We start from the raw sequence: 7,664 nt of genomic DNA, 5'->3' as shown, positions 1-7,664 counted from the left end.
GCGCCAGGGAGGCGCGCGCCGGTCTGTGTTGCTCGTCACTTATTTAGAATAACTACAAAAACGTCAGGACAAGCAATGTTCCAGACATTGCTTTTGCATACACTCCATCCATGGAGATAAACGTTTTTGAGCGCAAGCCCCAAAGGGGTGAGATACATGGATGTATCTCACAAAAAGCGTTCCTCGTGCCTTGATTGACGCTTTTTCAGCTCACAACAGAGGCGGATATGAAAGATCAACAAGCCCTAGGGTTATCAGTTTTCATGGGTTAACCAAAAAACCAGTAAGCAATAATTATCGCTGCAGTTATTCCAGCAACATCCGCCGCAAGGCCGCAAGCAATAGCATGGCGGATTTTCTTAATCCCTACGGCACCAAAATACACTGCGAGAACATAAAATGTTGTTTCAGTGCTGCCCTGAACAATGGAGGCCAAACGTCCGGCAAACGAATCCGCTCCATGCACTTCCATGGTATCGATCATCATGGCCCGGGCCCCACTGCCACTGAATGGTTTCATCAGGGCGGTGGGCAGGGCATCGACAAAACGATCATCCAGTCCTGCAGCGAGCACTCCGGCACGAACACCGCTAGCGATTAATTCAAGTGCACCGCTGGCACGAAAAACCCCAATGGCAACTAACATGGCAACCAGATAAGGAATAATCATTACCGCCGTTGAAAAACCTTCTTTGGCACCATCAATAAAGGCCTCATAGGCATTTACCCGTTGCCAGGCAGCTGCCACAATAAAGGCGATTACTAATGAAAAAATCACTACATTACTGACAATAGCGGATTGCACCAGCATTTGTTGTTGTTCCAGACTGGCAAAATAAGCCAGTAAACCGAACACAAAAGCACTGAAACCACCCAGGTACATCAGCACGATGCGATCCAGCAGATTGATTTTCTGTACCGCGGCGACAGTGATTAAACCTATCAAGGTTGAAAAATAGGTGGCGATAAGTAACGGGATAAAAACGTCTGTCGGATTAGCGGCGCCCATCTGTGCACGATAGGTAAAAATGGTGACCGGGAACAAGGTGACGGCAGAAGTGTTAATGACCAGAAACAGAATCTGGGCGTTACTGGCGGTATCTATTAACGGATTAAGCTTTTGCAGTTCCTGCATCGCTTTAATACCCAACGGGGTTGCTGCATTATCGAGGCCCAGTGCATTGGCTGATATATTCATCACCATCGCCCCCAGCGCGGGATGATTCTTTGGTACTTCAGGCATTAAACGAGTGAAAAGGGGCGATAACCCACGGGTTAATAACTCGACAAATCCACTGCGTTCACCAATTTTCATAATCCCCAGCCATAAGGCCAGAATGCCGGTTAAACCAATGGCAATTTCAAAAGCGGTTTTAGAAAGTGCAAACAGCGCCTGCATGATCTGGTTAAAAATTTCTGTGTCACCCAACACCAGTAACTTAAATAAAGCTACTGCAAAGGCAATCAGAAAAAAGGCAATCCAGATAATATTCAGCATGGGGGCTATTGTGGCATGCTCAAAAAAAAAGTCACTGTTGCCAGTGACTTTTAGTTATTGATGTATTGACCAGTTAGCTTTTCTTAAATTTCTTACCAGGTTTGCTACGAGGTCCATCTTTACGATCTTTGCTGAAATTCCGGCGTGATGGACGGGCCGCTAAACTTTCAGCTACTGCTTCCTCTGTTGCCAGACTCATGTTCAGCTGTTTATTGTTGACCCATACTTTACGTATTTGTTGGAACATATCTTTTGGCATGCCTTGTGGCAAATCAATCAAACTATGATCATCATTAATAGTAATACGACCGATAAACTGACTGTCAATGCCTGATTCATTGGCAATCGCGCCGACCAGATTGCGTGGTTCGATATTATCTGCACGACCTACTTCAACGCGGTAGGTATCCATATCCGGCTCATTAGGGTGCGCGCGTGGTGCACGTTTTTCACGTGGTGGACGTTCGCCTCTGGAAGGTCTTTCACCGCGCTCCTGACGAGGTCCACGTTCCCGTTCTTCACGTGCAGGGCGTTGCGTGACATGTTTAACCGGCTTCAACGGACGATCTTTCTGCACTAAAAAGGCCAGTGCTGCAGCGATTTCAATCGGATCCGCATTATGTTCCTGTTGATATTGGCTGATCAGCGTCTCGAAATAAGCCAGTTCCTGAGACTCAATGGTTTCACTGAGTTGTTCCATAAACTGCAATACACGACGATCAGCAATATCTTCGCTGCTCGGTAATTGCATTTTGGTAATGACCTGGCGTGTCGCTTTTTCAATGGCACTTAACATTCGTGTTTCGCGTGGGGAGACAAACAGAATGGCCTCACCTTTACGACCGGCACGGCCGGTACGGCCGATACGATGCACATAGGATTCGGTATCGTAAGGGATATCGTAGTTGACCACATGGCTCATACGTTCAATATCAAGCCCACGTGCAGCTACATCAGTAGCAATCAGAATATCAATACTGCCTTTTTTCATGCGTTCAATGGTTTTTTCACGCAGGGCCTGATTCATATCACCGTTGATGGCAGCGGCTGAATATCCCCGGGCTTCAAGTTTCTCAGCCAGTTCAACTGTCGCGTTTTTGGTGCGGACAAAGATGATCATGCCGTCAAAGTCTTCGACTTCCAGAATACGGGTTAACGCATCCAGCTTATGCATACCGGTGACTTGCCAGTAACGCTGGTTAATGGTGGTGACGGTTGACGTTTTGGATTGAATGCGAACATCCACCGGATCTTTCAAATATTTCTGTGCGACACGATGAATTGGGCCCGGCATGGTTGCTGAAAATAAAGCGACCTGACGATTTTCAGGGGTTTCTTTAAGAATGGTTTCGACATCATCAATAAAGCCCATACGCAGCATTTCATCCGCTTCATCAAGCACTAATGCTTCAAGTTTATCCAGCTTCAATGTGCCACGACGAATATGATCCAGAATACGACCCGGGGTACCGACAACAACTTGTGGTTTACGTTGTAATGAGCGTAATTGAATGCCCATGCTTTGACCGCCATAAATCGGCAGAATATGGAAATCTTTCAGGTGACGGGCATAACTTTGGATCGCTTCTGAAACCTGTATAGCCAATTCACGAGTCGGTGCTAACACCAACATCTGGGTGGATTTATTTTTAACATCCAGCCGACTTAACAGCGGTAAAGCAAAAGCAGCCGTTTTACCTGTACCGGTCTGGGCCTGGCCTAGTAGATCTCTACCGGCAAGTAAAGGCGGAATACTTTGCGCCTGAATAGGCGAAGGGGTTTCATAACCTGCTTGTTGTACAGCTTGTAAAATTGGAGCAGCTAACCCTAACTCAGCGAATGAGGGTGTTGAATCGTTTTCTGGTGTGGACATTGAATAACCTGTGATGGGCAGCTTTGGAAACAAAGCTGTAAAAGTGACATTTGCGAGCGTGCAATTATACGTGCCTGAACTATGAAAAGATAGCAAAATCATTCATTTAATTAGTGCTTATTTACTCTTGAGCACCATCATGCAGAGACGATGATGGATAAGCAGCTCAGGCTTGCCATGGTGCTTATACCTGATCTATGTGATTATCAGCTAACCGGTTTTTTAAGATAGAGAAAAATACTATGGATCCTTTTTCAGTTGATGCGTATACCCCGGCAGAAATAGCTCGCCGCCTGGAAAAAATCAGTATGAGCAAATGCACTGTGGATCCGTTGAGAGTCTTTGCGTTGGCATTACTGGCAGGTGCATTTATCGCGCTTGGGGCGGCGTTCTTTACACTGGTGACTTATGACGTTGGCAATATGCCAGCGGGTTTGATGCGATTAATTGGTGGTCTGGCATTTTGCTTGGGATTAATTCTGGTGGTGGTGGCCGGGGCAGAATTATTTACAGGTAATAACTTATTGGTCATGGCCTGTATTGATGGTCTGATTAGCATAAGACAACTGATTTACAACTGGGTAATGGTTTATCTTGGCAATTTCATTGGCGCTTTAGGAATTTTACTGCTGATGTATTTCAGTGGTTTATGGTGGCAGGGTGATGGGGCGCTTGGGCAGAAGGTGGTGGCAATTGCTGACAGTAAAGTGAATATGAGCTGGATGGAAGCGTTCAGTCGAGGAGTGTTGTGCAATATTCTTGTTTGTCTGGCCGTCTGGTTATGTATGGCAGGCCGCAGCGTGACTGATAAGGTTCTGGCAGTGATCTTTCCAATTACTGCATTTGTCGCTTTAGGTTTTGAACACAGTGTTGCCAATATGTTTTTTATTCCTGCAGGCTTATTGGCACAAACTGAAATCGGGACGACTTTAGCTGTCTCTGAGCAACTGACCATAGGGGGATTTTTCTGGCATAACTTGATCCCGGTGACCTTAGGCAATATGCTGGGAGGGAGTGTATTTGTAGGCTTGTTTTACTGGTTTATCTATTTACGTAAATAAAAGGAAAACAGCATGACTGAACATGTTTATAAGCATATTGAAATCACCGGCAGCTCAGCCGATAGTTCGGATAAAGCGATTGAAAATGCAATCGCTAAAGCGGCTGAAACAGTGAAGAATCTACATTGGTTTGAGGTGACCGACACCCGCGGCTATATTGAAAATGGCGGTGTACGCTACTGGCAGGTCACTATCAAAATAGGTTTTCGAATAGAAGATTAAATCCCCTATTTATTCAGCTTGGTAAACTTGGCGCCTTCGAGCGTCAAGTTATACATCAGGCCTTTATTGCTGAACACAAACCCGACGATGGGATCTTTAATATCAGTGGTATTGATATCCTCACCTACTCCCCATTCGACAACAGCCACAGAACCATCTACTCCGGCTTTCCACCCATCACTATCGCGAAACTGCTGTAATGCCTCATCATTCATAAACACCAGAATCACGGTTTTTTGCTGAGCACCTAACTGAAAGCCGATGGATGCAGCCGCAGTATTGTAGTAATCCACAGTGCTACCACTGATGCGTAACGCACCTTCACCATATTCACCACCGATACCAAAACCGGCTTTGATGATATCGGGCAAAACCAATACCCCGGAAGCTTTTTCAAGAAAACGATCACCACCGGAAACTTCTGTTTGAAACCGTTTCAGGGCTTCATCCACTTTAATATCAATTTCGGCGGCTGAGGCGGAAAAGGATTGTGTAGAAAGCGTCAGTAAAGAAAAGGCAAAAATCATTGCTGACAGAACAGGAAGATAAGTCGAAATTCGGTTTAACATGATGTAAATCCTCAACTTCGTTATTGAGGCTTCAACATAGCACGCTGACTGGAGGGATGGAAGATGGTCAGTACATAATAAAACGTACTGACCATGCCGCTTAGTTATTGATCCCCAGACTTTTCAGATACTCATCATAGGTACCGGTAAAGTCGGTGATACCTTCATTTTCCATATCAAATATGCGGGTTGCCAGAGAGGAGACAAACTCACGATCATGGGAGACAAAAATTAAGGTACCTTCGTAGTTTTCCAATGCCAGGTTAAGTGATTCAATAGATTCCATATCCATATGGTTGGTCGGTTCATCCATCACCAGGATATTGGGTTTTTGCAGAATCAGTTTGCCAAACAGCATGCGGCCTTTTTCACCACCTGACAGCACATTGACCTTTTTATCAATCATATGACCAGAGAATAGCAGACGACCCAAAGTGCCACGGATAACCTGTTCATCATCTTCCGGGCTGCCCCATTGCGACATCCACTCGAACAAGGTCATATTACTCTTAAACAGATGATCATGATCCTGAGCGTAATAACCGATATTGGCATTTTCAGACCATTTTACATGACCGGATTTTGGCGCCAGTTCACCAACCAGCGTTTTCACAAAAGTGGTTTTACCAATACCGTTAGGACCGATAACAGCAATCTTTTCGCCTACTTCAGCCATAAAACTAAAATTTTCAAACAGCGGTTTTTCGTTATCGTAACCTTGTGTCAGTTTGCTGACTTCCAATGCATTACGAAACAGTTTCTTTTCCTGATTAAAACGAATAAACGGATTCACCCGGCTGGAAGGTTTAATGTCATCCAGCTGAATTTTTTCCATTTGTTTTTGACGGGAAGTTGCCTGTTTTGCTTTGGACGCATTGGCAGAGAATCGTGATACGAATTCCTGTAGCTCTTTGATCTGTGCTTTTTTCTTCGCATTGTCTGATTGCAGACGTTCGCGCGCCTGGGTGGAAGCGATCATGTACTCATCATAATTGCCCGGATAAATACGTAATTCGCCATAATCCATATCCGCCATATGCGTACAGATGCGATTGAGGAAGTGTCGATCATGCGAAATGATGATCATGGTGCTGCTGCGCTGGCTTAATACCTCTTCCAGCCAGCGGATGGTATTGATGTCCAGATGGTTGGTCGGCTCATCGAGCAGCATGATATCGGGATCAGCGAACAGTACCTGAGCCAACAGGATACGCAGCTTCCAGCCGGGTGCAATTTCACTCATCGGACCATAATGCTGTTCTACCGGAATGCCGACACCTAACAGTAATTCACCCGCACGGGATTCGGCGGTATAACCGTCCATCTCGGCGTATTGACCTTCCAGTTCTGCGACTTTCAGGCCATCTTCTTCACTCATTTCCGGCAGGTTATAAATCCGATCGCGCTCACGATGCACATCCCATAACTCAGGTTGTCCCATAATCACAACGTCAATAACACGTTGATCTTCGTACGCAAACTGATCCTGTTTTAATACCGCATAAGACTCATTAGGATCGTAACTCACATTACCCGAGGTAGGCTCTTGCACCCCGGCCAGAATTTTCATAAAAGTCGATTTACCACAACCATTTGCGCCAATCAGGCCATAACGATTGCCGCCACCGAATTTAACGGAGACATTTTCGAACAGGGGCTTGGCCCCGAATTGCATGGTGATGTTAGCAGTGCTTAACAAGGTTAAAATCCTGTATCTAAAGGAGAAATTCAGACGTGCTGAAAAAACCCGCCATTATACATGGTCTGATGGCTTGCCGATAAGGTTCAGTTTTTGTTGTCTGCTGAGTTTTTTGATTACTGCTTCCCGACGGCTTGCACTGCTGCGATCGGGATGCTGCTCCTGATACACTACTTTCTGTGCATCACTGGTATGGAAAAAACGGGCGCCGCCTTTATGGTTCTGATGTTGTTTTAAACGTCGTTCCAGGTCTGTGGTTATGCCGGTATATAAATGACCATTCGCCGCTTGAATAATGTAGAGCGTCCATTCAGTCCTGGTCATGAAAATCGAGGGCCACTGAATTAATGCAATAGCGCAGGCCGGTCGGAGCCGGGCCATCGTCAAATACATGACCCAAATGGGCTTCACATTGCTGACAGCGTACCTCGGTACGATCCATATTATGACTGTAATCCGGATGATGAGTGACTACACCATGCTCCAGCTGTGATGAAAAACTTGGCCAACCACAACCGGCATCAAACTTGGCATCTGAAGCAAATAAGGCCTGGCCACAGCAGATACAGTGATAACGTCCGGTTTCATCGTGATTGACATATTCACCTGAAAAAGGCGGCTCTGTGCCAGCCTGCCGGGTAACCCGATATTGCTCGTCACTAAGTTGCTGGCGCCACTGTGCATCCGTTTTTAAATCGGAGTTCATCTTGCTCTTCTTAATTACAACGTTGTGGCATTGTAT

8 protein-coding genes are annotated in these 7,664 nt (G+C 45.7%); 2 read left to right on the top strand and 6 right to left on the bottom strand.

The features are described 5' to 3' along the window. Positions 1-268: 268 nt before the first annotated feature. Both B2337_RS12785 and B2337_RS12780 read right to left on the bottom strand, forming a co-directional pair. Positions 269-1,498 (bottom strand): nucleoside recognition domain-containing protein, encoded by a 1,230-nt coding sequence (locus B2337_RS12785; protein WP_292413609.1) that lies wholly within the window; start codon positions 1,496-1,498, stop codon positions 269-271. Between the two features lie 73 nt (positions 1,499-1,571). Continuing rightward, positions 1,572-3,371, bottom strand: a complete 1,800-nt coding sequence (locus tag B2337_RS12780; RefSeq protein WP_292361901.1) for a DEAD/DEAH box helicase — start codon at positions 3,369-3,371, stop codon at positions 1,572-1,574. A gap of 242 nt (positions 3,372-3,613) precedes the next feature. On the opposite strand from B2337_RS12780, the gene B2337_RS12775 reads away from it, so the two are divergent. Together B2337_RS12775 and B2337_RS12770 are read left to right on the top strand one after the other, a co-directional pair. Next, positions 3,614-4,432 carry a formate/nitrite transporter family protein gene (locus B2337_RS12775; protein WP_292361902.1) on the top strand — a complete coding sequence of 273 codons (819 nt, stop codon included), beginning with the start codon at positions 3,614-3,616 and terminating at the stop codon, positions 4,430-4,432. Positions 4,433-4,444: 12 nt separating this feature from the next. Next, the gene (locus B2337_RS12770; RefSeq protein ID WP_292361903.1) at positions 4,445-4,654 is read left to right on the top strand and encodes a dodecin; all 210 of its coding nucleotides are present in this window, start codon (positions 4,445-4,447) and stop codon (positions 4,652-4,654) included. Positions 4,655-4,659: 5 nt separating this feature from the next. On the opposite strand, the gene B2337_RS12765 is transcribed toward B2337_RS12770, so the two are convergent. The 4 genes from B2337_RS12765 to msrB all read right to left on the bottom strand — a co-directional run bounded on the left by B2337_RS12765 (position 4,660) and on the right by msrB (position 7,628). Continuing rightward, positions 4,660-5,223 (bottom strand): YSC84-related protein, encoded by a 564-nt coding sequence (locus B2337_RS12765; RefSeq protein WP_292361904.1) that lies wholly within the window; start codon positions 5,221-5,223, stop codon positions 4,660-4,662. A gap of 100 nt (positions 5,224-5,323) precedes the next feature. Next, positions 5,324-6,922, bottom strand: a complete 1,599-nt coding sequence (locus B2337_RS12760; protein WP_292361905.1) for an ABC-F family ATPase — start codon at positions 6,920-6,922, stop codon at positions 5,324-5,326. Between the two features lie 54 nt (positions 6,923-6,976). Continuing rightward, the gene (locus tag B2337_RS12755; protein ID WP_292361906.1) at positions 6,977-7,246 is read right to left on the bottom strand and encodes a GIY-YIG nuclease family protein; all 270 of its coding nucleotides are present in this window, start codon (positions 7,244-7,246) and stop codon (positions 6,977-6,979) included. After that, entirely contained in the window at positions 7,233-7,628 is a 396-nt protein-coding gene (msrB, locus tag B2337_RS12750; protein ID WP_292361907.1) for a peptide-methionine (R)-S-oxide reductase MsrB, read from the bottom strand. Before msrB ends, B2337_RS12755 begins: the two co-directional genes overlap by 14 nt. Positions 7,629-7,664: the final 36 nt, after the last annotated feature.

This window comes from Methylophaga sp. UBA3192 (assembly GCA_002363955.1).
Lineage (GTDB): Bacteria > Pseudomonadota > Gammaproteobacteria > Nitrosococcales > Methylophagaceae > Methylophaga.
Note: the sequence above shows the minus strand (reverse complement) of the source record. Positions and strands in the feature narration are given on the sequence as shown.

Coding starts and splice junctions, on each gene's coding strand:
- B2337_RS12785 (WP_292413609.1), bottom strand. CDS start 1,498: ATGCTGAATATTATCTGGATTGCCTTTTTTCTGATTGCCTTTGCAGTA.
- B2337_RS12780 (WP_292361901.1), bottom strand. CDS start 3,371: ATGTCCACACCAGAAAACGATTCAACACCCTCATTCGCTGAGTTAGGG.
- B2337_RS12775 (WP_292361902.1), top strand. CDS start 3,614: ATGGATCCTTTTTCAGTTGATGCGTATACCCCGGCAGAAATAGCTCGC.
- B2337_RS12770 (WP_292361903.1), top strand. CDS start 4,445: ATGACTGAACATGTTTATAAGCATATTGAAATCACCGGCAGCTCAGCC.
- B2337_RS12765 (WP_292361904.1), bottom strand. CDS start 5,223: ATGTTAAACCGAATTTCGACTTATCTTCCTGTTCTGTCAGCAATGATT.
- B2337_RS12755 (WP_292361906.1), bottom strand. CDS start 7,246: ATGACCAGGACTGAATGGACGCTCTACATTATTCAAGCGGCGAATGGT.
- msrB (WP_292361907.1), bottom strand. CDS start 7,628: ATGAACTCCGATTTAAAAACGGATGCACAGTGGCGCCAGCAACTTAGT.